This is a genomic window from Ancylomarina sp. YFZ004, from assembly GCF_054254355.1.
Genome location: NZ_JBTCHQ010000013.1, coordinates 61,128 through 88,095, shown reverse-complemented (window position 1 = coordinate 88,095; position 26,968 = coordinate 61,128). Strand labels below are relative to the sequence as shown.

At 35.3% G+C, this 26,968-nt stretch carries 22 protein-coding genes and 1 pseudogene; 11 read left to right on the top strand and 12 right to left on the bottom strand.

Going from position 1 to position 26,968, the window contains the following annotated elements:
* Positions 1 to 14: 14 nt before the first annotated feature.
* From ACXR6G_RS17440 to ACXR6G_RS17430, 3 genes are all read left to right on the top strand, one after another.
* A complete protein-coding gene (locus tag ACXR6G_RS17440) occupies positions 15 to 1,241 on the top strand; it encodes a hypothetical protein (protein WP_458362733.1) in 1,227 nt (408 codons plus the stop codon).
* A 432-nt stretch (positions 1,242 to 1,673) separates the two neighbouring features.
* Complete coding sequence (locus tag ACXR6G_RS17435) at positions 1,674 to 1,865, top strand: cold-shock protein (protein WP_129253834.1); 192 nt, start codon at positions 1,674 to 1,676, stop codon at positions 1,863 to 1,865.
* Positions 1,866 to 2,181: 316 nt separating this feature from the next.
* Positions 2,182 to 2,562, top strand: coding sequence for a cold-shock protein (locus ACXR6G_RS17430; protein ID WP_458362732.1), 381 nt, complete (start codon positions 2,182 to 2,184; stop codon positions 2,560 to 2,562).
* Between the two features lie 288 nt (positions 2,563 to 2,850).
* Here the strand turns inward: ACXR6G_RS17430 and ACXR6G_RS17425 are convergent, their stop codons facing one another.
* Both ACXR6G_RS17425 and ACXR6G_RS17420 read right to left on the bottom strand, forming a co-directional pair.
* Positions 2,851 to 3,180: a transposase gene (locus ACXR6G_RS17425; protein WP_458362731.1), complete on the bottom strand. Its 330-nt coding sequence runs from the start codon at positions 3,178 to 3,180 to the stop codon at positions 2,851 to 2,853.
* Positions 3,181 to 3,229: 49 nt separating this feature from the next.
* Positions 3,230 to 3,805 carry a transposase gene (locus ACXR6G_RS17420; protein ID WP_458362730.1) on the bottom strand — a complete coding sequence of 192 codons (576 nt, stop codon included), beginning with the start codon at positions 3,803 to 3,805 and terminating at the stop codon, positions 3,230 to 3,232.
* Positions 3,806 to 4,187: 382 nt separating this feature from the next.
* Here ACXR6G_RS17420 and ACXR6G_RS17415 point away from each other — a divergent pair, with 382 nt between their 5' ends.
* Positions 4,188 to 4,379: a cold-shock protein gene (locus tag ACXR6G_RS17415; protein WP_458362729.1), complete on the top strand. Its 192-nt coding sequence runs from the start codon at positions 4,188 to 4,190 to the stop codon at positions 4,377 to 4,379.
* A gap of 405 nt (positions 4,380 to 4,784) precedes the next feature.
* Here the strand turns inward: ACXR6G_RS17415 and ACXR6G_RS17410 are convergent.
* From ACXR6G_RS17410 to ACXR6G_RS17400, 3 genes and pseudogenes are all read right to left on the bottom strand, one after another.
* Positions 4,785 to 5,207, bottom strand: a pseudogene (locus ACXR6G_RS17410) (transposase); the annotation flags it as partial.
* 12 nt (positions 5,208 to 5,219) lie between these two features.
* Positions 5,220 to 5,369 (bottom strand): hypothetical protein, encoded by a 150-nt coding sequence (locus ACXR6G_RS17405; protein ID WP_458362728.1) that lies wholly within the window; start codon positions 5,367 to 5,369, stop codon positions 5,220 to 5,222.
* A 168-nt stretch (positions 5,370 to 5,537) separates the two neighbouring features.
* Positions 5,538 to 5,906 carry an ISAon1 family transposase N-terminal region protein gene (locus ACXR6G_RS17400; RefSeq protein ID WP_458362727.1) on the bottom strand — a complete coding sequence of 123 codons (369 nt, stop codon included), beginning with the start codon at positions 5,904 to 5,906 and terminating at the stop codon, positions 5,538 to 5,540.
* A gap of 429 nt (positions 5,907 to 6,335) precedes the next feature.
* Here ACXR6G_RS17400 and ACXR6G_RS17395 point away from each other — a divergent pair, with 429 nt between their 5' ends.
* Positions 6,336 to 6,527 carry a cold-shock protein gene (locus ACXR6G_RS17395; protein WP_458362726.1) on the top strand — a complete coding sequence of 64 codons (192 nt, stop codon included), beginning with the start codon at positions 6,336 to 6,338 and terminating at the stop codon, positions 6,525 to 6,527.
* A gap of 853 nt (positions 6,528 to 7,380) precedes the next feature.
* Here the strand turns inward: ACXR6G_RS17395 and ACXR6G_RS17390 are convergent.
* Both ACXR6G_RS17390 and ACXR6G_RS17385 read right to left on the bottom strand, forming a co-directional pair.
* Complete coding sequence (locus ACXR6G_RS17390; RefSeq protein ID WP_458362725.1) at positions 7,381 to 7,836, bottom strand: cold-shock protein; 456 nt, start codon at positions 7,834 to 7,836, stop codon at positions 7,381 to 7,383.
* Positions 7,837 to 8,105: 269 nt separating this feature from the next.
* The gene (locus ACXR6G_RS17385) at positions 8,106 to 9,287 is read right to left on the bottom strand and encodes a MalY/PatB family protein (RefSeq protein WP_458362724.1); all 1,182 of its coding nucleotides are present in this window, start codon (positions 9,285 to 9,287) and stop codon (positions 8,106 to 8,108) included.
* Positions 9,288 to 9,639: 352 nt separating this feature from the next.
* On the opposite strand from ACXR6G_RS17385, the gene ACXR6G_RS17380 reads away from it, so the two are divergent.
* The 5 genes from ACXR6G_RS17380 to ACXR6G_RS17360 all read left to right on the top strand — a co-directional run bounded on the left by ACXR6G_RS17380 (position 9,640) and on the right by ACXR6G_RS17360 (position 17,517).
* On the top strand, positions 9,640 to 10,821 hold the full coding sequence (locus ACXR6G_RS17380) for a phosphopentomutase (protein ID WP_458362723.1): 1,182 nt from the start codon (positions 9,640 to 9,642) through the stop codon (positions 10,819 to 10,821).
* 158 nt (positions 10,822 to 10,979) lie between these two features.
* A complete protein-coding gene (locus ACXR6G_RS17375; RefSeq protein ID WP_458362722.1) occupies positions 10,980 to 14,354 on the top strand; it encodes a ligand-binding sensor domain-containing protein in 3,375 nt (1,124 codons plus the stop codon).
* Positions 14,355 to 14,788: 434 nt separating this feature from the next.
* Positions 14,789 to 16,120 carry a cytochrome ubiquinol oxidase subunit I gene (locus ACXR6G_RS17370; protein ID WP_458362721.1) on the top strand — a complete coding sequence of 444 codons (1,332 nt, stop codon included), beginning with the start codon at positions 14,789 to 14,791 and terminating at the stop codon, positions 16,118 to 16,120.
* Between the two features lie 2 nt (positions 16,121 to 16,122).
* Positions 16,123 to 17,196, top strand: coding sequence for a cytochrome d ubiquinol oxidase subunit II (gene cydB / locus ACXR6G_RS17365; RefSeq protein ID WP_458362720.1), 1,074 nt, complete (start codon positions 16,123 to 16,125; stop codon positions 17,194 to 17,196).
* A gap of 12 nt (positions 17,197 to 17,208) precedes the next feature.
* Entirely contained in the window at positions 17,209 to 17,517 is a 309-nt protein-coding gene (locus ACXR6G_RS17360; protein WP_458362719.1) for a hypothetical protein, read from the top strand.
* Between the two features lie 167 nt (positions 17,518 to 17,684).
* On the opposite strand, the gene ACXR6G_RS17355 is transcribed toward ACXR6G_RS17360, so the two are convergent.
* Genes ACXR6G_RS17355 through ACXR6G_RS17345 form a run of 3 tightly spaced genes read right to left on the bottom strand, consistent with a single transcriptional unit; the run spans position 17,685 to position 19,589 of the window.
* Positions 17,685 to 18,230 (bottom strand): nitroreductase family protein, encoded by a 546-nt coding sequence (locus ACXR6G_RS17355; RefSeq protein ID WP_458362718.1) that lies wholly within the window; start codon positions 18,228 to 18,230, stop codon positions 17,685 to 17,687.
* 20 nt (positions 18,231 to 18,250) lie between these two features.
* Positions 18,251 to 18,550 carry a putative quinol monooxygenase gene (locus ACXR6G_RS17350; RefSeq protein WP_458362717.1) on the bottom strand — a complete coding sequence of 100 codons (300 nt, stop codon included), beginning with the start codon at positions 18,548 to 18,550 and terminating at the stop codon, positions 18,251 to 18,253.
* 28 nt (positions 18,551 to 18,578) lie between these two features.
* The gene (locus tag ACXR6G_RS17345) at positions 18,579 to 19,589 is read right to left on the bottom strand and encodes a zinc-binding alcohol dehydrogenase family protein (protein WP_458362716.1); all 1,011 of its coding nucleotides are present in this window, start codon (positions 19,587 to 19,589) and stop codon (positions 18,579 to 18,581) included.
* Positions 19,590 to 19,837: 248 nt separating this feature from the next.
* Here ACXR6G_RS17345 and ACXR6G_RS17340 point away from each other — a divergent pair, with 248 nt between their 5' ends.
* A complete protein-coding gene (locus ACXR6G_RS17340; RefSeq protein WP_458362715.1) occupies positions 19,838 to 20,692 on the top strand; it encodes an AraC family transcriptional regulator in 855 nt (284 codons plus the stop codon).
* Between the two features lie 229 nt (positions 20,693 to 20,921).
* Here ACXR6G_RS17340 and ACXR6G_RS17335 read toward each other — a convergent pair whose 3' ends face one another.
* Both ACXR6G_RS17335 and ACXR6G_RS17330 read right to left on the bottom strand, forming a co-directional pair.
* The gene (locus tag ACXR6G_RS17335; RefSeq protein ID WP_458362714.1) at positions 20,922 to 25,298 is read right to left on the bottom strand and encodes a PAS domain S-box protein; all 4,377 of its coding nucleotides are present in this window, start codon (positions 25,296 to 25,298) and stop codon (positions 20,922 to 20,924) included.
* 664 nt (positions 25,299 to 25,962) lie between these two features.
* Entirely contained in the window at positions 25,963 to 26,622 is a 660-nt protein-coding gene (locus tag ACXR6G_RS17330; RefSeq protein ID WP_458362713.1) for a hypothetical protein, read from the bottom strand.
* Positions 26,623 to 26,968: the final 346 nt, after the last annotated feature.

Below are 26,968 nucleotides of genomic sequence, written 5' to 3'. Positions count from 1 at the left end.
AAATATACATTCTTATGAGTAACAAAGCACCCCATCTATACATTTTCAACGCGACTAGTGAAATGGCTATTTCTAATGGTACCGTTAGTTTTATGCCCAATAGGATTCTCACTCGCTTTGAACAGGATCTGGATATGTTACCCATGTATTATGCTGAGTCCAAAGATGTGGTTTTGGTTCATCAGCATCCCGACAGTCAATTTCTCAAATCACTTGAAAAAGTTGGTGTTAGCATTCCAAGATTCGTCTTGTTTCCTCAGGCTCTTACCGATCGATCTTTTTTAAAAGAAAAGAAAGCAAGATTACAACCCTGGGGATGGAGCCCACGTATTCACCATCAACTAGCTCCTTTCAAAAGTCAGTGTCATCAAGATTATTTAGATCAACCCAATGCTTATTGGCAAACTGAACACAAGGATCTTTATAGTCGTAAAGTTGCCCTATCCTGTCTTGAACACATCACTAAAAACGCCCCTTCAGACAAATATATTTCAAAGGATCTATTCCCTGTTGTCTGTACCAAACAATCTGAAGTTGAAGTTTTACAACAGAAATGGCAACAAATCGTAATTAAATCTCCCTGGAGTTCATCCGGACGAGGCTTACAAATTTTACGAAAGGCATTTATAAATAAATCAGTTGAACAAGCTCTTGGTGGTGTGCTTAAATCTCAAGGCTATGTCATGGTTGAGGCACTTGTAAATAAACAACTAGACTTCTCGGTTCAATTCTTTGCTGATGGGAAAGGCAATCTGGAGTTCCTAGGCTTTGCATTTTTCGACACCAATGAAAATGGCCAATACCAAGCCAACTATCTTGGTTACACACCTGAAATATTCGAGAAGGCATTAAGTAATACCGAACAAGAGCAGCTTGTAGGCAGTGTCAGTGAAGCACTAAAAGCGAATCAAGTTCCACAAGAATATTATGGATATTTGGGTATCGATTGTATACTATTTCTGGATACTGAAGGTAAAAGCAAGATTCAACCTTGTCTGGAAATCAATTTGAGATACAATATGGGAACAGTTGCTCTAAAGCTAAACCCCTATATTCATCCAGAATCAAAAGGAACCTTCAATATATATGCAGACCCTAAATCCGATTTTGTGAGTTTTAATAAAAAGATGAGTCAAGAACATCCTTTTGAGACGAAAAATGGAAAATGGTATAAGGGATATTTACCTCTAACAAGTCCAAATCAAGAAAAACTCTTTGGGGCCTATCTTTTTCTTGACTAAAAGGTGGTTTAAACATGTGATAAATCCACATTTTGCAGGGTATTATAATAAGTTAAAAACATATATTTCCGTCAAAAACCCTAGCTATTATGACAGATTAAATTTTTCTCCACAAAAGCCTCCACCTCCCTACAAGACTCTATTAATGGGATATAACAATAAACAAATTTATATTCCGATAGGAAAAATGCAATTCATCAACCAAAGTTTTATCATAAACACTCACTATTTGATTAAAACTAATGTCGTTTATTTTGGATTCTGAAATTATTACTATACATTTGTTAGGATGAAAAGCCTTAACAAGGAGATAATATCATTAAAATTCGTTACCATTCGTTCTCTCGAGAACAAAATTTAACTGAATCTTTACTTGGAATTATACTGAAGGAAAGCTTTCAACAAATATTTATTATTTTAAAAAACATTACAATGCAAGGAACAGTAAAATTCTTTAATGAAACTAAAGGTTTTGGTTTTATTAAGCCAGCAGATTCTAGTGAAGACATTTTTGTACATTCTACAGGTCTTATTGACGAGATCCGTGAAGATGACAAAGTTGAGTACGATATGGAAAAAGGCCGTAAAGGTATGAACGCCGTAAACGTAAGAGTAATTGACTAATTCAGTTACAACGATACATAAAGAAACCACCTTTTCTAGGTGGTTTTTTTATGCCTTATACTTTCTTAAATAAAAAGTCAACAACTCCCAAAAGCTTCCGGGCCAAGTCCGTATGCAACTCGACTCCTCTTCATAGGCTAAAACGCTACACACAACTTCAGCAGTCGGACAAATGCTATTGAAAAATATCATACGATTAGCCTGATTTAGTTTACATTCCCTCCAATATTTAGCTAATTAAATTAAAGCAAAAAGTCTATTCGAATAAAGACAAAAAAAAAGATTCAAATCTAAAAGATAAATATCCTGAAATTTAATGAGATTTATTTTGGATTCTGAAATTATTACTATACATTTGTCGCGTTGTAAAGCACTAAAAGAAGTTAATATCATTAATATTCGTTATCATTCGTTCTCTCGAGAACAAAATTTTACTGAATCTTTACTTGGAATTATACTGAAGGAAAGCTTTCCACAAATATTTATTATTTTAAAAAACATTACAATGCAAGGAACAGTAAAATTCTTTAATGATACCAAAGGTTTTGGTTTCATTAAGCCAGCAGATTCAAGTGAAGATATTTTTGTACATTCTACAGGTCTTATTGACGAGATTCGTGAAGATGACAAAGTTGAGTACGATATGGAAAAAGGCCGTAAAGGTATGAACGCCGTAAACGTAAAACTAATTGACTAATTCAATTACTACGATACATAAAAAAAACCACCTTCCGAGGTGGTTTTTTTATGCCTTATACTTTCTTAAATAAAAAGTCAACAATCCCCAAAAGCTTTCGGGCCAAGTCCGCACACAGCTTGATTCCTCTTCATAGGTAAAACGCTACACACAACTTCAGTAGTCGGACAAATTCTATTGAAAAATATCACACGAAGGGATCAGGTGCAAAACCTAGGTCTGTCTAATTTCAAGCACACATCTTAGTAAATCTATAGAGGACGAATGTGATATCCACACCCCTCTAAATTATCTTCTGAATTCCTTTATTTTGACATTGAAAGATTCCGCAAAAGTATTGGTGCTTCTTGAGATGAAGTAATTTATAATTTGTTTGTGATGAACTTCGAAAGTTCTTTTAATAGAATTGAATGAATCCAAGCGTGCTTTTTCAATTTGATCAAACCAACGAGCGAACTTCAATCTTGCTATATTTAGATCTAAATACTGATTGTATATCTTTCTAAGCCCATCTGACAAATTATATGCAATCTCGATATTAGGAATACCTCTCAAAGAGTAGTTTTGCTCGCAATGTTTGTGACTGAGTCCATTTATTCTTGGATTTATACAATGCATGCCTGCTTCGAGCCATCAGTTGTCGTAATGTATCGCCATTTGTGAGAATTTATAGCTTATAAATCTTGCCTTTCGCTTTTCCTTTTTTATAGTCTGCGTTCTCACTATTTATTATTTCCCATCGATATTTTATTCGTAGTTCTTGAACAGCATCATTAGCCAACTGTTGAATATGAAGCCGATCAGTTGTAGCTTCTGCTTTTAGGAAACACTTTCTCACGATAAAATTCATGCTTCCGGCCATATCGAATGTGAATCCTTTTACAATACTACGAAGTTCTTCAGGGATGTTGTCTCTGATTAAAGATATAATTTGTTTTGCTTGAGTGCCTTTGAATATACCGACAATACAAGCTTTCTTACCTCTACTATCCTTATTCGTTAGAAGTGTATATAATTCCCCATTGGATAAAGCGGTCTCATCTAAAGCTAAATGAGGTCCGATATTTTTAGGATAAACTAGGTGTTCTTGTGCATGAGATTTCTTGCGCCACTGCCTAAAACAACTTAATGATTCTTTGTACTGCCTACGAAACAATTGAGCTTTAATCCCATAATAAGTCTCTAGACTCTGAATGTTAATGGCGTTAGTATCTACTAATTTCTTTAAAAAAAAGCAGCACACTCATAAGACATGCGAGTCCCCCTGGGCTAAAATTCTATTTTTAAAATTAATATCCAACTTCTGGGTATCACCCACTATTAGCCTGACTCAGTTCACATTGCCTATCAAGAATTAGCAAATTAAATTAAACTAGAAAATCTATTCGAATAAAGAAGAAAAATACAAATATAAAAGAGAAGTATTCTGAAATTTAGTGAGATTTATTTTGGATTCTAGAATTAATACCATACATTTGTCGCGTTGTAAAGCATTACAAGGAAATAATATCATTATTATTCGTTATCATTCGTTCTCTCGAGAACAAAATTTAACTGAATCTTTACTTGAAATTATACTGAAGGAAAGCTTTCCACAAATATTTATTATTTTAAAAAACATTACAATGCAAGGAACAGTAAAATTCTTTAATGACACCAAAGGTTTTGGTTTTATTAAGCCAGCAGATTCAAGTGAAGATATTTTTGTACACTCTACAGGTCTTATTGACGAAATTCGTGAAGATGACAATGTTGAGTACGATATGGAAAAAGGCCGTAAAGGCATGAACGCCGTAAACGTAAAACTAATTGACTAATTCAATTACTACGATACATATAAAAAACCACCTTCCGAGGTGGTTTTTTTATGCCTTATACTTTCTTAAATAAAAAGCCAACAATCCCCAAAAGTTTACGGGCCAGGTCCGTATGCAGCTTGATTCTTCTTCATAAGTAAAACTGGATCAGGTACAAAAACCGGGTCTGTCAGATTTTAAGCATAAATCTTAGTAAGTCTATAGAGGAAGAATGTGATATCCGTCACCCTCTAAATTGTCTTCTAAATTCCTTTATTTTGGCATTGGAAGATTCCGCAGAAGCGCCGGAACGAAGGTTTATGAAGTCGTTTGAAATGGAGCCTTAATGGGTATAAAATATTCTTGCTATGGTGGCAAAAGATTTAAATCCACTTTTCTGGACAGTATTTCCCCATTGTGCCAACTTCAGTAGTCCAATTTGTTTTTGATATTTAGATTGATAAATTTCACACAGTGATATTGAATAAGCGTAGGCTTTTCTATATCAGGATATAAATCAAATAGAATTTTAGCACGAGATCTTTGTTTTTCAGTCCATTTTGAATGATGCTTAAACAAAGCAAACCGACTTCGTGATAGCAGCTGCTTTTTAGTATCACCATTGGCTAGAAGTGTTGGCTTGTGAATTAGCCCGTTCTTGCGTGCCTTTAGAAAAGTCATATTGTCTTCATCAATAACATCCCAGCGGTGTTTTATACGAATCTCTTGTATCGCATCACTTCCCAATCGTTGCACGTGGAATCGATCTGCTACAGGTTTCGCTTTTCTAAAGCATCTCTCAGCAATCAAATTCATGGATACAGCCAAATCCAAATAAATTTCCTTGACATGATCTCGCTGTTATTTTGAGAAATGTTTTTGTATGAAGCTGATGATACGTTCAGATTTTGTCACCGAGAAAATACCTACAATGGAGCCACCCTTGCCTTTAGCAGCCTTATTGGTGAGAATCGTATATAATTCTCCATTGGATAGAGCAATCTCATCCAAACCTCGATATTTCGCAATATTTTCTGGAAAAACAAAGTAATCCTAAACATGAGACTTTTAGCCCCAATTCTTAAAATCACTTTGCATTGTCTTTGAAACCTTTTACCACTGACACCGAAATATGCTTCAAGGCTTTGAATAGTAATAGCATTACAATCCACTAATCTCTTATAAAAATGCAGCATACTCATCAGACATTCGAGTACCATAGGCTAAAATACTTAAATCGCGTGTTACCTTTAGCTTGTTCTCATCAACCAACACATCCCATCTACGACGTTTAACACTTAAGGTGACCGTCATATTACGAATGGTATAATCCTCTATCAAATGAGGCTCCATGAAACCACTTGCTTTATAAATACGAGTCTTGGACTCGAATGGGATGATTCTCTTCTCCTCAAGATAGATTGTCAGAGTCTTGTCATAAATATATTTGTCACTATTCCCTTTATCTAAGCCCGTAATCTCAAAATAATTTAAGATGTCTTCTTGCAGAATCATCTCCCAAAGTGCTGCATTCATATTCTTTTCCATTCATCTATTTAGAATGTTAAAATCGCATTTTTAAAATTAAGACCCAACTTTTCGGTGTGATCTATAAAACTCAACACACAACTTCAGTAGTCGGACAAATTCTATTGAAAAATGTCATACGATTAGTCTGATTCAGTTTACATTCCCTATCAAAATTTAGTTAATTAAATTAAAACAGAAAGTTTATTCGAATAAGGACAAAAAAAAATAAATCTAAAAGATAAGTATCTTAAAATCTTGTGAAATTTATTTTGGATTCTAAAATTAATACCATACATTTGTTGCGTTATAAAGCATTAACAAGGAAATAATATCATCAATATTCGTTACCATTCGTTCTCTTGAGAACAATACTTAACTGAATCTTTACTTGGAATTATACTGAAGGAAAGCTTTTAACAAATATTTATTATTTTAAAAAACATTACAATGCAAGGAAAAGTAAAATTCTTTAATGAAACTAAAGGTTTTGGTTTCATTCAGCCAGCTGATTCAAGTGAAGACATTTTTGTACACTCTACAGGTCTTATTGACGAAATTCGTGAAGATGACAACGTTGAGTACGATATGGAAAAAGGCCGTAAAGGTATGAACGCCGTAAACGTAAGAGTAATTGACTAATTCAGTTACTACGATACATAAAGGAAACCACCTCTCGAGGTGGTTTTTTTTGTGCTTTACTTTTCCTACCCCACCCAATTCATAGACTTAATACAAAGAAAGGATACAAATCTTAAGAAGATGTATACCTACATATTGAGATTTATTCAACTACATTTAAGACTGAGAACCACGAATCATATTCATCTTCTGGATACGAATGAAAAATCTCACTTTGTTGAAACAGGAAGAATTTCAAATTTTGCAATTCGTGGATCTTATTTTATCAATAGGTTTTGAGAGGATTTTGCCTATCTGCCGTAAGCGATGTCACTATTCATTCATCAAAGCGAAAACAAGGATTAGGCTGACTTGATCTTTATATTCACGGACTCGATTTTAAAGACTCTCATGTGCCCATCGGAATTGCTTACTTTTTCATCTAAAAACCGAGCGAAGCGTCCCGATAATTATCGGGATCATGAATAACCGTTCAATTATGATTGAATCAAAAAATAAGAACCCATCGGCTCTAGCGAAAAGTTTAAAATACAATCTCTTATATTAAACCTACTATCCTCCCAGACATTTACTCACCCTATATTTCACGTAATGATATTCTCTATCCATCGGATTTCCCTAAAAGGGAGAAACCTGAGACATAGATTCGATCAATCAAATATTTGTAGATTCTAATCAAGTATATACGTTTTTAGATCATTCTTGTTTCATTAAAAAATAATTTACCAAGCCCATTCTTAGTAATTGATCCTATTTCACCCTCACCATTCATAAACCGGGCAAAAAAAAAGGATACTCATCTTTACGATAAGTATCCTTAAATATTGAAGAACAGTTCAGAACTGTATCTGTATTATTTTTTAATCAAAGTCACATTCACAGCATTCATGCCCTTAGGACCACGTTCTGTTTCGAAGTTTACTTTGTCATTTTCGTTCACTTGATCAACTAAACCATTGATATGAACAAAAATACTTTCTCCTGTTTCAGAATCCTTAATAAAACCGTATCCCTTACTAGTATTGAAGAAAGTAACTGTTCCTTTGCGAAGAGGATCTTCAACATAACCTGCGTTACTATTTCTTGCACCTAGCACAATGCTATCTGCATCAATTTCAACTTTCTTTGTTGGATCCGGAGGAGTAGATACAAGTTGCCCATTTTCGTCAACATAAACCAACATGTCTTCGAAAGACTGACCGCCACTGCTAGCTTTTCTTTCTTCTTTGCGTGCGTCTTTTTCTTTTCTTTTTTTGAGTTTCTTTTTTTCTAACTCTTTTTTACCGAATGTTTCTTTTGATCTGGCCATTTAATTCTTTAGTTCTTTTACAATTATACACCTCTTAAAATTTTATCTCAGAACAACTAAGTTACCACTAATAAATCCCAAAGGTGCTGCAAGATAAGGAAATTATTCAACTTTTACTTATTTTTCACAAACACATCGGTAAAAATAGCATTTATATTTCATTGAATACCATTAAGAAAGTGAGGCTTAATAGTCGTTATATGTTTAATTTCAAATACAAACACACCTCTCATACCTTATGGTCTATCAACTTACGCATTAAATCAGCCTTAAACTCGATCATATATTTTGAGTGCGGCGACCATTCTTTCCAGACCTTCCAATATGATAGACTGAGGGGATCCTAAATTTAAACGCATATAATTCGTTCCCTTAGAACCAAAAGTTGTTCCCTTATTAAGGGCAATCTCTGCTTCCTCCAAAAGAATTCGATGTAATTCCTTATCTTCTAGATTCAAGGCCGAGAAATCTAACCACAAAAGATAAGTCCCTTCAGGCTCAACAACACGAATCGAAGAAAAATTTTCAGCTAAATATGATTTTACCAGTTGCACATTGGACTTGAGATAGACCAACAGTTGCTCCAACCACTCTTCACCATGTGTATAGGCAGCCTCAAAGGCAACACTACCCAAAACATTAGCCCCTTCGACATGAAAACGTGATGTTAGTGAACTATATTCCTTATGCATTTGCTCATTAGGAATAATCACAATAGAAGTGGCAAGACCAGCGATATTAAATGTCTTACTAGGAGCTAAAAATGTCAAACTATTATTTTTTGCATAGCTGCTAATAGTCGAAATTGGCGTGTAGGTATGGGGTTCAAATATAATATCAGAGTGAATTTCATCTGCTAGAATCAATATATTGTGTTCTTCACAAATATCAACCAATTCTGTTAGCTCTGCTTTAGTCCATACACGACCAACTGGATTATGTGGGTTTGAGATGATAATCATCTTTGTTTTCTCATCAATGCTAGCTTTCAAATTTTCAAAATCCATTTGATAGCTACCCTTTTCTAATTTAAGGTCATTTTGAACCAACACCCTATTACTTGATTTGACCAATTGGAAGAAAGGATGATAAACCGGAGGCTGAATAATAATTTTGTCTCCAGGCTCGGTAAAAGCCATTATAGCGATTGAAAGACCTGTTAAAACACCTGGAGTTACCTTTAGCCATGAGGATTCGACTGGAAAATCATGCCTTTTATTCATCCAATTGATAAAGGAAGAATAGAAGCTATCACTATAAAACGAATAAGCATAAACAGGATGATCCAACCTATTTTTCAAAGCTTCCTGAATAAAATCGGGTGTTTCAAAATCCATGTCAGCGACCCAAAGAGGCAAGAGTTTATCAGAACCAAAATAATTTTCAACAGCATCGTGCTTGACACAATTCGTATTCTTTCTATCAATTATCTTATCAAAATTATATGCCATAGAATCATCTGTTTTAAGGTGATGCAAAATCAGAATTCGAAATTTACAATTTTTACTTCTAGCATTCAATTATTCTTAAATATTTCAATTCAAAAAAAACGGACCAAATCTTCTCTTCTACTATGTAAAATCATTACAGATAAGATTTGAATTTCACTTTTTTGTTTTATCTTTGCCTCACTACATGCAACCACGAGGAAATCCCTCCGATTGAATATTCAGAAAATATATTGTAATCGAAAACAGATATCTACGAGACCATAAACAGTTGTTATTACGCCTTGCGCTAATTTTAACAAGTTTATGATTATCCTACTCACAAGGCTATCTTAAATACATTTAAATTAAAGATATGATTCCTAAAATTGAACGCGCTACTATTGTAGTTCTTGACAGTGCTGGTGTTGGGGCTTTACCTGATGCAGCAGATTTTGGCGATGTAGGCTCAAATACATTTGGAAATATTGCCAGCCATTGTGGTGGTATGAAACTTCCAAACATGCAAAAATTAGGTTTGGGTAACCTGACCGACATTCAAGGTGTTGAACCAACTAATAAGGCAAACGGTGCTTATGGAAAAGCTGCTGAAGCGGCTAAAGGTAAGGATACAACAACTGGACATTGGGAAATTGCTGGTGTCGCAATTGACGAACCTTTCCCAACTTACAGCAACGGTTTTTCTGATGAAGTTATTCGTCGTTTTGAAGAAAGAACCGGGCGTAAGGTCATGGCAAACAAACCTGCTTCGGGTACCGCTATTCTTGATGAATATGGTGAAGAACATATGAAAACGGGCAACTGGATTCTTTATACATCTGCCGACCCTGTCTTTCAGGTGGCAGCTCACGAAGAGATCGTTCCTTTAGAGGAATTGTATAAAGCTTGTGAAATTGCTTTAGAGATCTGCACAGAACTAGCTCCTGTAGCTCGTGTGATTGCTCGACCATTCTTAGGAAGTGGTGAAGGCAACTTTACCCGTACGTCTCATCGTCACGATTTTTCGGTAACACCTCCTCGTCCAACACTTCTTGATCGTTTATTGGAAAATAAACTAGAGGTGATTGGTATTGGTAAAACCAGCGATATTTTTGCTGGACAGGGAATATCTGATTCTCGTGGTACCAATAAAGACAATAATGATGGTGTTGCAAAAACACTTAAAGCTCTTGAAGAGGATACAAAAGGTCTGATCTTTACAAATCTTGTTGATTTCGACATGGCTTATGGTCACCGTAGAAATCCTGAAGGTTATAAAGCGGCTCTAGAAGAGTTTGACCAACAATTACCAGAAATCCAAAGCCGTTTGAAAGAGGATGAAATTCTAATTTTAACTGCTGATCATGGTTGTGATCCAACTTATAAAGGAACAGATCATACCCGTGAATACATACCCGTATTAGTTTATGGTAAGAATATTAAAACAAATATCAACCTGGGAACACGTTCAACATTCGCTGATATTGCTGCGACAATTGAAGAGTTATTACTAGGAACACAATCAGAAGGTAGTTTCGCAAAAGACTTATATCAATAAGTTGCATTGTATTATTGATAGCGCAAGCCTTGACATTTATATGTCAAGGCTTTTTTTATTTATAGCGTTTACATTCTTTAACAATAGATTTACTATTCAAATTCATTAAAAGCATATTTTTCAGTAATTTAAAGGACGAAATCAATAAACAAGTATCTATGTTTAGAACAAGATCAATCGTTTTATTCCTTTTTCTATTGCTGGCCCAATCCATACAGGCACAACAACAGCATATCCAATTCAAACGTCTTACTATTAACGATGGTTTATCATTAAGCTCTGTTTACTCTATTTTTCAAGACTCCAAAGGCTTTATGTGGTTTGGAACCGAAGATGGACTCAATCGGTACGATGGTAAGAATTTTACCATTTATAGAAGTAAGAGCAATGATGAAAACTCAATTTCATACAAATGGATTGAGACGATAATTGAAGATAGTAGAGGTAAGCTTTGGTTTGCATCACAGGGAGGCTTGACTCATTTTGATATGGAAACTGAAAGATTCACCCAGTTTAGCACCCTATCAGATTCGAACAGACGAATAAGCAACGATACCATTACTCAGTTATTTGAAGATAAATACAAAAAACTGTGGGTCGGAACCAATAAGGGGTTCAACCGAATAGATATTACTAGCTTAAAAATTGATAAGACAAACGAAAAAGATATCTATACATCGTGCAGAGTAAATGCTTTCCTTTCAAATTATGATGATTCGCTTTGGATTGCAACAAATAAAGGGCTCCTACGATACAGCAACAAAACTGATAAAATCCTTAGAAGTGAGTTTAAAGAACTTGCAAGAAATGAAGTTAATAGCCTCGTATACAATAATGATAAACTTTTGATTGGCTGTTCAAACGGACTCTTTTATATAGATAGTTCTAATCAAATTAACTCTGAATCTTATTTAAAGAATCTTCATGTTGAAAGTATACATATCGACAAAAAGGAAAACACTTGGATAGGAACACAGAATGGACTTTATAAAAAAAGGAAATGTGAAAAGGCGTACAAGCTTTTAATTGATGCCCATGATTCTTCCAATAGTCTATCAACAAATACAGTTAAACCCATAATAGAAGACAAAATTGGTCAGATATGGTACGGTACATTCGGTTCTGGTTTGTATAAGATTGATGGTAACTCCAATAAAGTAAATCAGTATACACAAAACTCTGCTGATCCTCAAAGCTTGTCTCAAAACTCGATTAACTGTTTATATGAAGACAATTCAGGCTCGGTTTGGATAGGGACATTTGGTGCAGGTATCAGCATTTACGACCCACAAGCTCATAAATTTGAACTCTTAAAGCACAATGCACTATCAAGTAATAGTCTGGCAAGTGATTTTGTATGGACTATATGGGAAGCTCGTGACAAAACGGTTTGGGTAGGCACAAATGATGCCGGCTTGAGTGCTTATAACAGATCGACAGGAGATTTCAAACATTATTCTTTTGAAAACACACCCGCTATACGCGATGTTTTTGAAGATAGCAAAGGACATATATGGGTTGGTACAAACGGTGAAGGTTTATATATGTTGAATCCTAAAACTGGACGAAAGACAAACTATAAGCATGATATAAACGAGATCAATAGTATTTCGGATAACTCAGTGCGTGTGATTTTCGAAGATAGTGAAGGCATATTGTGGGTGGGAACTCGCAAAGGCTTAAATCGCTTTAATCCTAGCACAAAAACCTTTAAGAGATACGTTCACTCAAATTCCGATCCTCATAGTATTGGGCACGATTTTATTTATTCATCAATTTATGAAGATTATAAAGGGCACTTGTGGCTTGGACATTATGGTGGTGGCTTGAGTATTTTCGATAAACAAACAGATCAGTTCACATCATATCAATTCATACCCAATTCTGAGAATATACTTTCAGATAATATTGTTTTTTCATTTTATGAGGATGCTGATCGTATCATGTGGATTGGAACAAATAATCAACTCAATCGATTTGATCCCAAAACTAAGGTGTTTAAACACTTCTGTGTTAGCGAGGGCTTGCCCAATAATGTGATTTATGGAATTCTGCCCGATCAAAACAATAATATATGGCTGAGTACCAATTATGGTATCTGTCGATTTAATACTAAAGATTATTCGGTTAAGAATTTCACAACACAAGATGGGCTTCAATCCAATGAATTCAATGGAGGAGCTTACCATAAAGGGGAATCAGGCCTACTCTACTTTGGTGGCGTATATGGTTTAAACATTATCGACCCAGAGAAAGAGATTAAAACGGAGCCGGCTTACAATGCAGTTATTACGAAATTGCAGATACTTGGTAAGGATGTTGTGGTTGCTCTAGAGAATGATTCAATACATGATTATTGCATGCACTACGATGCTGCAAATGATCGTTACAAAATTCAAAAGAGCATTATTTCAACGAAGAAGCTCATTCTCGATTACAAGCAAAGACATATCTCTTTAGAGTTTTCTTCTCTAAGCAGTTTTTCATCGAAGAACATCAGATACAATTATAGAATGCTGGGGCTTGATAAGGATTGGATTGATGCGGGAGAAAGAAACTTTGCATCCTACTCAAATTTAGAGCCTGGGAAATACTTATTTCAGCTTAGGGCTCAGAATTCAGATGGAATTTGGAGCAAAGAAACTCGACAGTTAGGCATAAAAATCAATCCGCCTTTTTGGATGGAATGGTGGTTTATACTGCTCGAAGTATTGATGGGTATCGCTATCATCATTTTCAATTACAGATATCTATTAAAGATTAGAACCAATAAACTTTTACTTGTTCAGAATGAGAAAATAAGTATTGCCAATCAAAAACTCAGAGAATCAGAGCAAAATCTAAAGGAACTTAATACGACTAAGGATACTTTCTTTAGGATTATCTCCCACGATTTGAAGAATCCTTTTACCAGTCTTATGTCCATTTCACAGCTTATTAACGAGAATTATGATGCGGTTGATGCTGATGAGAAAAAAATGGGCATAAAGAAAATCAACCAAGGCCTGAATCATATCTATGCTTTGTTGGAGAATCTTCTCACTTGGTCGCGTTCACAAACAGGGCAAATTAAATACCAAGCTCAAGATTGTGATCTTACTGATCTGATTAAAATGAATATCAACCTTTATATGGTAAGTGCACATAAAAAGGGCATTATAATCGATTACAACCTACCTGATAAGGCCATGGCTTTTGCTGATAAAGAAATGATCAGTACTGTCATTAGAAACTTGCTTAATAATGCCATAAAATTCACAAAGCTTGATTCAAAAATCACAATTTCTCTTAAATCTGAGGCATCGAATTACAAAATTGAAATTATGGATCAGGGCGAAGGTATTTCTGAAGAAAATATCGACAAGCTATTCCGAATCGATAAAAAATACAAAACGGTAGGCAGCTCAGGTGAAAAAGGAACAGGTCTCGGCTTATTACTTTGTAAAGAATTCGTTGTGATTAACAAAGGTGAGATTGGAGTTGTTTCGATTTATGGTGAAGGTTCTTGTTTTTTCTTTACAATTCCTAAATAAACTTATAAAATAAAAGCTGCCCGACTATAAATGCGTTTTGGACCTTTATTTTTGTGGTTTGTAGTTACTCATATTAAAGGCGCTGATTGAGATGAAGACAATAAGTATTATTGATTTGTAATTTAAGATCAAATTTGAGATCACAAATGACCAAATGACTTGTCCTTGACATCTGAATCCCATGTTATGAAACAATTCCGTTTTCAGTTCATTTTGTCATTCCACTTATTATGCATCATACAAACCACATAACAATTCAACTAACAAAGCATATTTCAAACATTTGCATTTCTCTCTAATTCTCAATAATCTCTTTCTGTATAATCTAAGCTAGGCCTACAAAAGAGATATAATTCACAAATTGAAAAAATATCATTTCTCTTTGCATTGAAAACAAATAAAAACACTTATTTTTAACGTTTAAAAATAAGAATATGGAAGACATGATATTTTATGATAGACTGCAATTCGCATTTACTATCACATTTCACTACATCTTTCCACAATTGACGATGGGACTATCTTTGATAATCGTCTATTTTAAGTGGGAATTTCTAAGAACTAAACTTGAAAAGTTTAATAATGCAGCAAAGTTCTTCATGAAGATATTTGCCATTAATTTTACCATGGGTGTTGTAACTGGAATTCCAATGGAATTTCAATTTGGCACCAACTGGGCTAAATTTTCTGAACTTACAGGAGGTATTATTGGTCAAACCCTGGCCATGGAAGGTATGTTTTCATTCTTTCTCGAATCTTCCTTCTTGGCACTTTTCATTTTTGGTGAAAAATTAATGGGGCAAAAACTACACCTTCTAACTGGCTTTCTGGTCTTTCTAGGTTCCTGGGCAAGTGGATATTTCATTTTAGCAACTAATGCATGGATGCAACATCCAGTTGGGTACGAGATTTTGGAAAATGGGAAATTTGTCTTGAATAATTTCTCTGCCTTATTCAGTAATCCATGGCTACTACCAGCCTTCTTACACAATCAGTTTGCATCCGTTGTTACCTCATCGTTTGTGGTTGCTGCTATAGGTGCTTTTTATGTATTGCGAAATAAGAATGTGGAATACGGCAAGTTATTTTTAAAGACAGGTGTTCTTTTTGGCTTTGTGTCGAGCATGCTAGTAGCTGTCCCAACGGGCGATTGGAATGCTAAAAATGTTGCGAAATTTCAACCTGCATCTTTTGCAGCCATGGAAGGAATATTTGAAACTGAAGAAGCCGGTGCCGAAATCGTGCTTGTTGGTCAGCCTAATATGGTTGAAAAAAAGATAGACAACAAAATTGCCGTTCCTAACATCTTAAGTTTTTTAACTTACCAGGATTGGGACAGGCAAATCCCAGGAATGGATCAATTCGAAGAAGAAGAATTACCAGATAATATTCCAGCACTTTACTACTCCTATCACATAATGGTCGGATTAGGAACTATTTTTATTGGTTTAATGGGCTTAGCACTTTTATTTTTGTGGAGAAAAAAACTCTATACAATGAATACATTGCTTTGGGCCATCATGTTTGCATTTCCTTTTCCGTATATCGCAAACATCACGGGTTGGTATGTTGCCGAATTGGGAAGACAACCTTATTTGGTATATGGCTTATTAAAAACGGTTGATGGAATATCTCCAACTGTTTCATCAGGAAATACATTATTTACTTTATTAGGTTTTGTTGGTTTATATATGCTATTGGGCTTACTATTCCTGATTTTAGTTGGTAAAACAATTCACCAAGGACCAAAAACTCAAACAACTTAATTATGGAACTATTTTGGTATATAATAATAGCAATTGTCTTTGCTGTTTTCTTCATATTAGACGGTTACGATTTTGGTACAGGAATTATTCATTTATTCTTTGCCAAAGAGGAGAAAGATAAAGTCGTCATTGCCAAAGCGGCCGGTCTCTTTTGGGATTCCAATGAAGTATGGCTCGTGGCAGCCGGAGGAATGCTTTTCATGGCCTTCCCTACCTTTTACGCATCTGTATTTAGTGGCTTTTATCTTCCTTTAATACTAGTGCTTTGGTTCATTATTTTTAGGGCAATAGGTTTGGAATTGAGAAGTCAATTTAACTTTCAGATGTGGAAAGATATTTGGGATAAAGCCTTTGGTATTTCGAGCTTACTTTTAACGCTATTTTTTGGAGTAGCATTAGGCAATGTGATAAGAGGTGTGAATTTGGGAGGTGTCGAAAATGGTATTTCTGCTTACGAAGGACATTACTTCTTCCTACCTCTTTGGAATAGCAGTTTTAGTCCGCAGGGAATTCATCCTGGAGTAATTGATTGGTTCACAATTGTTATTGGCGTAATTGCGGTTGTAACATTAACTATTCATGGTGCCAATTGGATCATCTTAAAAACCAACTCATCCATTAATGAAAAGCTGAAATCGGTAGTAATTAAGCTAAATATTGCACTTGTAGTGCTTACTATTTTCTCTATATCAATTTGGCATCTTATTAATCCTCAACCCTTTTCTAACTTTACAGAAAACCCACTTCTATTCATTTTCCCTATGATCTATCTTAGTGGATTATTGGGCATATTTTTCATTAAAAAATACAAGAAGAATATATATGCCTTCATTTGCTCATCGCTTCTTATTGTTGGAGGAATAACGTCCTCATTGGCATCTATGTTTCCTGTGATATTACCTTCTACCAATGATGTAAACGAATCACTTACCATATACAACACTGCTACATCCCATTACGGATTATCAGTTGCTATGGGATGGGGAATAATAGGCTTTATTCTTCTGTTTGTTTATATGATTATTCAGAAAAAAATAATGGGAGGAAAAGTTGATCATATGGATTACGGACATTAAAAACACCTAATTATGACCGATACACTGATTGCATTAATAAGTATTCTCATTGGGATAACTGGAGCAAATAGTACAAGTCTCTTTTTCAAAAAATATTCCTTTGGACTAATTGGAAATACCATTGCCGGAGTCTTCGGCAGTGTGTTTTTCATTAAATCCATAGGTCGCTTAGGATTTAGCCCGCAAGCAATCATGCAAACAGGTACAGTAGATATTAGCCTATTTGCAATTAATGCTATTGTGTCTTTTTGCGGTGGATTAGTAGCTGTAATATTACTAAGTAAACTTGCGGCTAAATTTAACAAGTTCAATATAGATTAGCTCGACTAAAAAAACTAAGAGAATCAGAACAAAATTTATAATTCGTTCCAACCTCACAGTTTAATTTTTAAGATGCAAGTAAACCTGTGATATTTCATAAAACAATCCCCAAACTAGAGAGAGTTTGGGGATTGTTTTATGAAGTCATTTTGAATTGTTTTTCTGATTTATACGAAGCGCATAATATCAGAGACCTCTTTTCTTGGAGTCGCAGGAGCATGTTCTCCATCTTCATAACCATATACGATAAGTGCTGCAACGGTTTCCTCTTCTGGTAAACCTACTATTCCAGAAATTGATTCATCATTTATAATACCCATAATACAGGTTCCTACTCCTTTTGCATGAGCTGCAAGGCAGAAGGTTTGACAGGCGATACCGGCATCGAAAACTTCCCAAATATTTGCTTTGGAAGTCACATATTCATCTTTATCCAGTTTACCACTTTTCCCCTTAACAAAGCTCAATACTGCAACGCCTTTTGCTTCTTTTAGTGTGTTTACATTGTAAACAAAACCATCAACACCATCCGTTGCTAGTTTAGCAATTACGTCCTTGTCATCAACCAAAGTATATCTAGCTACCTGAAAATTCCCCCACGAAGGAGCCCATCGACTAAGTGATACGATTTCCCTCATCGTTTCCCTGTCTACTTTTTCATTTTTGAATTTACGTACGCTTCTACGTTCTTCAATCATTTCAATTGCATCCATTCTTTCTTCTTTTTTATGTCTTAAGCTATTTGTGTCATTTCATTTAAAATAAACTCTTCCACGGCCCCATCGGTTGCTGTCATGTATTCTGCAAGATGAGCATTGGCCAAGTGTTTTTGCAACAAGTCCCTATTTGTCCAATTTTCATGGAAAAGAAATAAATTTGGATTCTCATTATCCTGATGCAAATCGTAATTGATACAACCTTCTTCTGCTCTTGTAATTTCTATTAGTTTTAGTAATTCAGCTTTTACCAATTCTCTTTTTTCTGCTTTAGCCAATATTCTCGCTACGATTGTTAATTTTTGATCACTCATCATTAGTCCTATTTATATAATTTATTTGTCATTATTTTGCAAAACCATCAAGTACATTCTTACCAATCACGCGACCACTTTCCTGCTGTGTATGGGCTTCTTTAAGTGTTTCTACACTCATAATCCCTAAGTTGTTGGTCACCGTTGAAACCAGTGTACCATCATCAATCAACTCCGATACACGGTTCAGTAATTCATACTGTTTTTCGATGTCTTCGGTTTGAAACATAGAGCGTGTAAACATGAATTCCCAACTAAAGCTCAGCGCTTTGGTTTTCATTAAAGACACATCCATATTGCCAGGATCATCGATTAAAGCAATATGACCGCGTGGTTTGATTAACTCAACTAGAGCCGGATAATGCTCAGCTGTTCCATTTAGTGCGGCCACATAGCGAGGTTCAATTCCTAGAATTTTAACTTGATCGACCAATGATTCGCGGTGATTGATGACATGATCCGCTCCCATTTTCGTCACCCATTCAATTGTCTCTGGACGAGATGCTGTAGCGATTACTGTTAGCTTAGTTAGTTTCTTAGCTAATTGAATAAGAATAGAGCCGACACCTCCTGCACCACCAACAACCAACAGGCTATCTCCTTCTCCATTCCCTTCTTTTAGAGCTAAAGAGTCGAACAAAAGTTCCCAAGCCGTTATGGATGTAAGAGGAAGGCCAGCTGCCTCTGCAAAACCTAATGATTTTGGTTTTTTACCAACTATGCGTTCATCTACCGTATGTAGTTCGGCGTTTGTACCCGGACGGGTGATATCTCCAGCATAATAGACTTCATCGCCCACTTTAAATTTATTGACGTCACTACCAACTTCGCGAACCACACCTGCAGCATCGTAACCTATAACTTTTGTACCATTTTCTGGTGCCATTAATGTCCGAACTTTCGTATCAACCGGATTGACAGATATACCTCGAACTTCGACCAAAAGATCATGAGAACCTAATTGAGGTATTGCTGCTTCAAATTGGATTAAAGCGTCTGGCGCTGTAATCGGCCCTGTTTGATTGTAACCAATTGCTTTCATATATATCTATATTATTTGTTATTAACTGGATTAAACTCCAATAATCAAGAATTGACTATTGCTTATACACTTGTAAATTATTGATATTACAAATCTAAGCCAAATATATATTCAAGACATTGTATAAAAAGTGGCATAAATTGTATTATTATTGGTTATAAACCTAAAAACATCACTCACATACTGTATTAAAAGTTTTAAATCTTATTTATTTCCTATATTTGCACACAAACACCAATATAAATACAATGATTACTGAATCGGCTCATAAATTATTTGAAATCCACATTGAGGAATTAGCATCATGGGAAAAGAGACCACACAAGCATAATTTCTTCGAGATTGTCTATGTGGAAAAAGGTGCTGGTCTTCAATGTATCAATCAGCACAAATTCAAATATCAAGAAGGCAATATTTTTCTACTTCCTCCTTTGGATTGTCACTCTTTCACAATTGCAGAGCCTTCAAAATTCTACTTCATTCGATTTACCGACCATTATTTTTTTAAAGATGATGACCTAACGAATTACAAAGCCTGGTTCGATCGGATAGCCTATATATTGGCCAACTACAATAAGGTTCCTGGTGATATTATCGCATCAGAAAGAGAAAGACAATTTATCATCAATAATATCAAATCCATCTATCAGGAGCATTTGGCAGCTGACAGTTATTCTGAATCTATCATTAGCGGGGCCATTGCATCCATTCTGAATATTTTGGCGAGAAGCATTGAGAAAAAATATGTGGAGCAGGCGAATGAAATTGATAATCGTTTTGGTGAAATCCTAAGGTACATCAACACGCACATTATTAACAATGAAAAACTGCGGGTACCTGTCCTTGCAGATAAGTTTGGTATATCGAAAACCTATTTCTCAGAATACTTTAAAAAACAAGCGGGATTCAGTTTAGCAGACTATATTATCAAGTCCAAGCTTCGAATTGTGGAAACTAAGGTTTTACATACCGACCTTTCCTTAAAAGAAATCGCCTATCAACTGAACTTTACCGATAGCAGCCACCTCGCCAAGTCCTTTAAAAAGGCTTATGGCATGACAGTTAAGGAGTTTAGAAGTAGTGGACAATCTTGTTGTGCTTAATACGAATAAAACAGATATAAAAAGCGCCCCAACGTGGATACGTTTGGGGCGCTTTATTTGCTTCACACCTTATTATTGGTTTTATGGCATAAATAAGGAAAGATGAATAAAAGTAATTGTATGAGTAATGGCAGATTTTTTTTATTCTTTCCATTTAAATTTATACAAAGTTTAAATGACTGCACCCCTTGATATTACAGCAAAAACTGACTATTATTTAGATACATTGTTATATGTTGCCAACATGCTTGCTAATTATCTCCAACAGCAGTGTTTTATTAATGGGCTTTGAGATATAATCATTACACCCAGCCTCAATTGCTTTTTGCTTGTCGCCTTCTATAGCATAAGCCGTTTGTGCAACTATAGTAAGATCTTTGTTAAACTTGCGTATTTTTCTGGTGGCTTCATAGCCATCCATTTCGGGCAACTGAATATCCATCAGCACCAAATCGATGTCGGGGTTTTCGAGGCAAGATGACACCGCTTCGGCACCTGTTCTAGCGAAAATAATTTCTTTCCCGAATTTTTGGACAGTAATAGAAATAAGCTCCCTTGATACCTCATCGTCTTCGACAATTAATATTTTCAAGCTGTTGATTGGGCTTAGTTCAAGGGGAGGCAAAATTTCATTTTTCGCGCTATTTTCTTTTGTCGTTTCGCTCTTGTACGGTAAAGTAAAATAAAAGACACTTCCTTTTCCCAGTTCTGATTTCACCCAAATTTCACCGCCAAGCATTTCAGCATAAGCCTTTGATATCGCAAGTCCTAAGCCTGAACCTTCAAAGGCCCTTCTGTTCCCAATATCTGCCTGTTCAAAACGATTAAAAATTGCTCGCGTCCGATCTTTTTGAATACCTATCCCTGTATCATCTACAAAAAATTCAATACAATTATTTTTCAAGGAATAGCCAAAAGTAATTGAGCCTTTTTCAGTGTATTTAATGGCATTTTTAACAAGGTTAGTTAATATCCCATGGAGTTTATCGCTGTCCGTAATTATATTTATCTGCTTAGGGGATAGTGAAGGTTCTAAAGAGAATGACAATCCTTTCAGTTCTGCTTCAGGAGAATGGAAATTATAAATTTCATTCATGACACTCTGTATAGAAATTGCAGTATTTGAAATAAGCACTTCTCCAGCTTCAACCCTTGAAAGATCAATAATATCGTTGATAGTATTAAGTAGCCGGTCACTACTTTTGTTAATAATGTCTGAATATGTATTAATTTCAGAATGGCTTAAATTGGGTTGATTAAGCAGGTCAATAAATCCCATGATTCCATTCATTGGGGTACGTATTTCGTGGCTCATATTAGCGAGAAATGCACTCTTAAGCCGATCACTTTCCAATGCTTTTTCAAGTGCTATCTTGAGCTCTATTTCAGTGTTTTTTCGCACATTAATGTTAGAACCAATAGCAGTTGCTATCCCATTTTCATCTGCTTTGCTGCCATGCCAAGCCATCCATGTATATGAACCATCTTTACATAAAAATTTATTTTCAAAGGAAGTCATCACTTTACCGTCCATCTGATTAGAAATTTCATCTACTGATTGTTGCCTATTATCTGGATGAAGAAATTCCATAAATGGCCTTGATGTAAATTCTTCAATTGAATAACCCAGTATTCTTGTTACTGCCTTATTTGCTTCAATAAAATAGCCAGTATCTAAATTGGCTTTAGCAATAATACTTGGTGATAGATCAAATGTGTTTTGTAGATTTTTTTCGGCAATACGTATTTTTTCTTCGGCTTGCTTGCTTTCAGTGATATCCTCATGAATTAAAATTATTTTGTCAATATTTCCGGCATTGTCTTTTACAGGATAAATGCGGGATTGCACCCAACTCTTTTTTCCTGTCCCCAAAGATTTCACGGTATCATATTCAATGACAGGGATCGTAGTGGCTTCACCAGAAAAAGCACGTTGGATATAGGGCATGATTCCAAGAGACACCAGTTGTTGATCTTCAAGTATATTGTAGCCCTTTAACTCTTCAAGAGTTATTCCCCATAAATTCTTGTAGGCGGAGTTGACTTGTGCCGTCATGCCATCAGGTGTGAACATCTGCGTACTTAACGGTGATTGCTCTACAATAAATCTAAAATGCTCTTCACTTTCTTTAAGTTTTTCTTCTACATTTTTAGTATTAGTTATATCAATACTCATTGCTGATACACCTGTGATTTTTTTGTCTTCAAATATTGGATTCAATGATGTTTGGAAGTAATGTTTAACACCATTGAAATCATGGGAGAATTCAAAAATTTTATTTTCTCCATTTAATGCAGCATCAAATAGTTGCACCCAGAAATCAAGTTCTTCAGGTCTCAAAAAACCTTTAGCATTCATTCCTTTTTTTAACTCAATACCATAACGATCTAAAAATATATCTGCATATGCTGTATTGAATATTATATAATTATAATTTCTATCAAGTGACCATATTGAATCTGTTGTATTATTAATCAAAGCTATCAAATTTGACTCAGATTCTTTTATTTTGACTTCAATTTGCTTTCGTTCAGTAATATCAGTTATTATTCCGATTAATCCCTTCACAGTCCCAAAAGTATCCGTAAAAGACGCCTTATCAAATATTACATTCTGAATTTTACCGTCTTTACTATGAATCTTCGATTCATAGTGCTGAGTCCCTGGGTTCTTGAACAGTTCATTATCCTTCTCAAAATAATCTTCTGCAATATTTTGGGGGCTAATATCAAATACCGATTTACCGATTATATTCTCAGCACTAATCCCCATAAAATTCGTAAAGGCAGCATTGACACCTATATATCTGCCTTGAAGATCTTTATAAAAGATAGGGCTGGGAATAGTGTTAATTAACATGCCTAAAAATTCTTTCTGTACTCTATATTTTTCTTCACTTTCGCCTAAAGCTTGCTCTGCCAGCTTACGATCGGTGATATCAGAAACCATACTGATCACCATATTTTTACCATTTGGTAATTTCCCTATTGGACTGGAGCTGAAATCCCAAAGACGATAACTGCCATTTTTGATCTTCACTTGCCATTCACCATCGTATTGTGTTTTATCAATTTTGTATAAATCATCAATAAACTCTTGACTCGGAACAGCATCTTTACCATATGCTTTTGATGACCATTTTTTTATAGTTGGTATATCATCAATGGTATATCCCGCCTGCTTAGTCCACTCTTCAGATAATTGCAGCACTTCTCCATCGGCATGAATCATAATTGGATATGGAGCATAAGTAATAGCGCGGCGGAATCTTTCTTCACTTTCCTTTAGGGTTTCTTCTGCTTGTTTTTTTTCCGTAGTATTGATTTGTGTACCCCATATATGTATCAAATAACCGTCTTCAACATGTCCTATTACATTATTCGTAAACCAAAGCTTATTTCCATCTTTGTCAACTTCTTTAGACTCCGCATCAGTAATGCGGTAATTTGCTTCAATCCAAGATCTTAGGAATTCTAAATTCTCCGGATTATCTGTACTCCCATGTAATTCGGCAAGGGTCATTCCATTTAGTTCGTTTGCTTTGTCGAAACCATACATTTTTGCCTGGGAATCGTTTGCTTCAATTATATAACCTTCGTAAAGATTCTTAATTTGTTCTTCAACGGGCATATCAACCGATATGGGTTCTTTAAATTGCAAAAGGTAAATTCCCTCGGAAGCCTGTTCTACATAGCTGCGAAATTTCTCCTCGCTAAGACGCAGTTCGTTTTCGGTCTTTTTGCGTTCGGTAATATCTACAGCAAAACCAATATAGTGGAGAAGATTTCCGGCAGAATCGAATTTGGCACTTACCGTTAATTCAATAGGAACAAAATGCCCATCCTTGTGTATATATTCTTTCTTATATTTTACACTCTTCTGTGAAGGGCTGAGTTGACTGAGTTGTTTCTCTTCAAAGGATTTCCATTGGGAAGGTGTAAGCACTTCATTCCAGTTAATTTGCTGTAATTCTGAGATGGAATAACCGGTTAGTACTGAAAAAGCCGAATTGCAATTCTCTAATCTTCCATCCGGATACCCAAATGCCATAGCGATTGGGGCTTTACGCACAATATCTGCAAATTCCTTTTCGCGTTCCATGCTGGTTTTCAGCTTTTCTTCGTTCTGTTTATGCTCAGTAATATCTTGTGTAAAACCAATGGCAGAAATCGGCTTTCCATTAGCATCAAATACGACATCAGCTTTCTCCATAAGCCATCGTACATTTCCATCTATAACTATACGATGCTCTATATCGTATGGTTTCCCGGTCAGAGCCTCTGTCCATTGAGTGTTCACATATTCCCTATCTTCTGGATGTATGTAATTCAAAAATATTTCATACGTGAGAGAAGTGCCCATTGGAATTCCAAAATTCCGAAAATTCTGATCTGTCCAAATCAATTCATTCTTTAATAAATCAAGTTCCCAGATGCCTATTTTTCCTATTTCCTGAGTCTTTTTATGGCAATATTGATTCTTTTGCAATGGTGAATTTTCAAGCAAGATGCTGCTTTGTAGCTTCGATCGTTCTAATTCAGAAATTCTAGATTCCAATTGATTTATTTCTATCTGAAGTTCTTCTTTTGTCTTGATCTTTTTCATTCTGGCTAATTTCAGTGGAATTGCACCCAGCTAGAGAAAATGCTCAATGAACTGGTAGGTGTAACAAGATATAAAAATTCTTTAAGCTTTTACAATTGATTCAATCCTATGTGATGTATGCCCAATCGATCTAAAATACGCATGCACATCTGCAAGTCTAAAGTCCAATAATTACAACAACATAAGGCCATGCCTCCTTTTTTATTTTTATAATTAGCATTCGTAGAGACGTAATGCATTACAATAAGAGACGCAAGATTTTGCGTTTCTACATTAATGGAATTCTACAGAAACAAACCAATGGATTGCGATCCTAAGGATTTGATATCGGATATTTGTATGGCTGTTAAGTAAGTAATTGTATATAAAAAAGAATAGACGCAGATTATTAATGATAAAATATGATTTAAAAACGATTCAATCTATTTTTTTAATAAGGAGCTTACAAAGCTCCAACTCAATACCCGCCGATTATAAATCGGCAGAAGCTATATAAATCAACGCCCCAAACGTGAGAATACGTTTGGGGCGTTTTTTTATTTTCATATATGAAATTGCGCACCAGCATGGGCTGATTTAGAATCGCTTATTCTTATATTTTAAACGCTGACAGGTTATATTTCCATGTTCTAGTTCAACCTGTCAGGTTTTCCTAATTCGTTGTTTAGTTCCTAACTATTTTGCCTAAGGCCTCTAATAGTTGTGGTTTGTCTTCCAAACCGATTCTTGCAACAGCGTAGAACTCGCTCATCCAATCGTCTATTCTATAAAAGGCTTCATCTTTTGTCTGGGTTGCCTCTTGTGATTCACCTTTTTCGCGAAGGTAAAGGGAACGTGCTATATCCAGATCGGTAATCAAGATGTTGGCTGCGGTTAAATCATCAAGGGAAATTTTTAAACGGGCTAGTTTCGATTGAATGCCAGTATTGGTTAATGCGACGCTATAGAATTTCTTAAGCGCTTCGACCCATTTCATGTATGTACGTGGCATAGCACCCGAAATCGCCAATTGATCTGAGATTAATGGATTGTTACGAAAGATGACCTTTGCTTTTTTGCGATGCATATCGAAGGTATCGTTTAGCAAGTTTTTTTTGTTGGCAAAATCGGCATAGGCTGAAGTGGTTTCATCGTCTTCGGTTTTATTACCGTCGTAGGCTTGGCGAGTTGCCACCAATATAGCTTTACCTTCTCCGATTACTTCCGAACCGTAACCTAAGTCGGCCATGACAGTTGCAATTTCGGCTTGTTTTTCTGCATTATCTAGTGCGATGCGATACTGTTCTAAAGTTTCAGCTTCAGAAGTTTTTGGTCTTGTAGCCATTAGAATTGAATTTTAAAGTTTATACTAATTACAATTTACTTGCTTCTATTTGCATCTCTATTGCTTCAGCTTACATCCCTATTGCTTCCAACTACATTTGCCTTGCTTCGTCTTACATGCCTATTGCTTCCACTTGCATTTCGGTTGCTTCGGTTTATATCTCAACTCCTTCTATATGCATTTGTATGATTTGTGCTTACATGCTGATATTGACAGTATTAAATATAGTGAGAATTCATTTTCTTAACAAAATATTTTTTCCCAATTATGGATCATTAAGCCGACATAAAACAAAAACTCCCCAAGCTTATGTATCTTGAGGAGTTTTGCTTTAAATTCTATTTCT

Coding starts and splice junctions, on each gene's coding strand:
- ACXR6G_RS17440 (WP_458362733.1), top strand. CDS start 15: ATGAGTAACAAAGCACCCCATCTATACATTTTCAACGCGACTAGTGAA.
- ACXR6G_RS17435 (WP_129253834.1), top strand. CDS start 1,674: ATGCAAGGAACAGTAAAATTCTTTAATGAAACTAAAGGTTTTGGTTTT.
- ACXR6G_RS17430 (WP_458362732.1), top strand. CDS start 2,182: ATGAGATTTATTTTGGATTCTGAAATTATTACTATACATTTGTCGCGT.
- ACXR6G_RS17425 (WP_458362731.1), bottom strand. CDS start 3,180: ATGCATTGTATAAATCCAAGAATAAATGGACTCAGTCACAAACATTGC.
- ACXR6G_RS17415 (WP_458362729.1), top strand. CDS start 4,188: ATGCAAGGAACAGTAAAATTCTTTAATGACACCAAAGGTTTTGGTTTT.
- ACXR6G_RS17400 (WP_458362727.1), bottom strand. CDS start 5,906: ATGGAAAAGAATATGAATGCAGCACTTTGGGAGATGATTCTGCAAGAA.
- ACXR6G_RS17395 (WP_458362726.1), top strand. CDS start 6,336: ATGCAAGGAAAAGTAAAATTCTTTAATGAAACTAAAGGTTTTGGTTTC.
- ACXR6G_RS17390 (WP_458362725.1), bottom strand. CDS start 7,836: ATGGCCAGATCAAAAGAAACATTCGGTAAAAAAGAGTTAGAAAAAAAG.
- ACXR6G_RS17385 (WP_458362724.1), bottom strand. CDS start 9,287: ATGGCATATAATTTTGATAAGATAATTGATAGAAAGAATACGAATTGT.
- ACXR6G_RS17380 (WP_458362723.1), top strand. CDS start 9,640: ATGATTCCTAAAATTGAACGCGCTACTATTGTAGTTCTTGACAGTGCT.
- ACXR6G_RS17375 (WP_458362722.1), top strand. CDS start 10,980: ATGTTTAGAACAAGATCAATCGTTTTATTCCTTTTTCTATTGCTGGCC.
- ACXR6G_RS17370 (WP_458362721.1), top strand. CDS start 14,789: ATGGAAGACATGATATTTTATGATAGACTGCAATTCGCATTTACTATC.
- cydB (WP_458362720.1), top strand. CDS start 16,123: ATGGAACTATTTTGGTATATAATAATAGCAATTGTCTTTGCTGTTTTC.
- ACXR6G_RS17360 (WP_458362719.1), top strand. CDS start 17,209: ATGACCGATACACTGATTGCATTAATAAGTATTCTCATTGGGATAACT.
- ACXR6G_RS17355 (WP_458362718.1), bottom strand. CDS start 18,230: ATGGATGCAATTGAAATGATTGAAGAACGTAGAAGCGTACGTAAATTC.
- ACXR6G_RS17350 (WP_458362717.1), bottom strand. CDS start 18,550: ATGATGAGTGATCAAAAATTAACAATCGTAGCGAGAATATTGGCTAAA.
- ACXR6G_RS17345 (WP_458362716.1), bottom strand. CDS start 19,589: ATGAAAGCAATTGGTTACAATCAAACAGGGCCGATTACAGCGCCAGAC.
- ACXR6G_RS17340 (WP_458362715.1), top strand. CDS start 19,838: ATGATTACTGAATCGGCTCATAAATTATTTGAAATCCACATTGAGGAA.
- ACXR6G_RS17335 (WP_458362714.1), bottom strand. CDS start 25,298: ATGAAAAAGATCAAGACAAAAGAAGAACTTCAGATAGAAATAAATCAA.
- ACXR6G_RS17330 (WP_458362713.1), bottom strand. CDS start 26,622: ATGGCTACAAGACCAAAAACTTCTGAAGCTGAAACTTTAGAACAGTAT.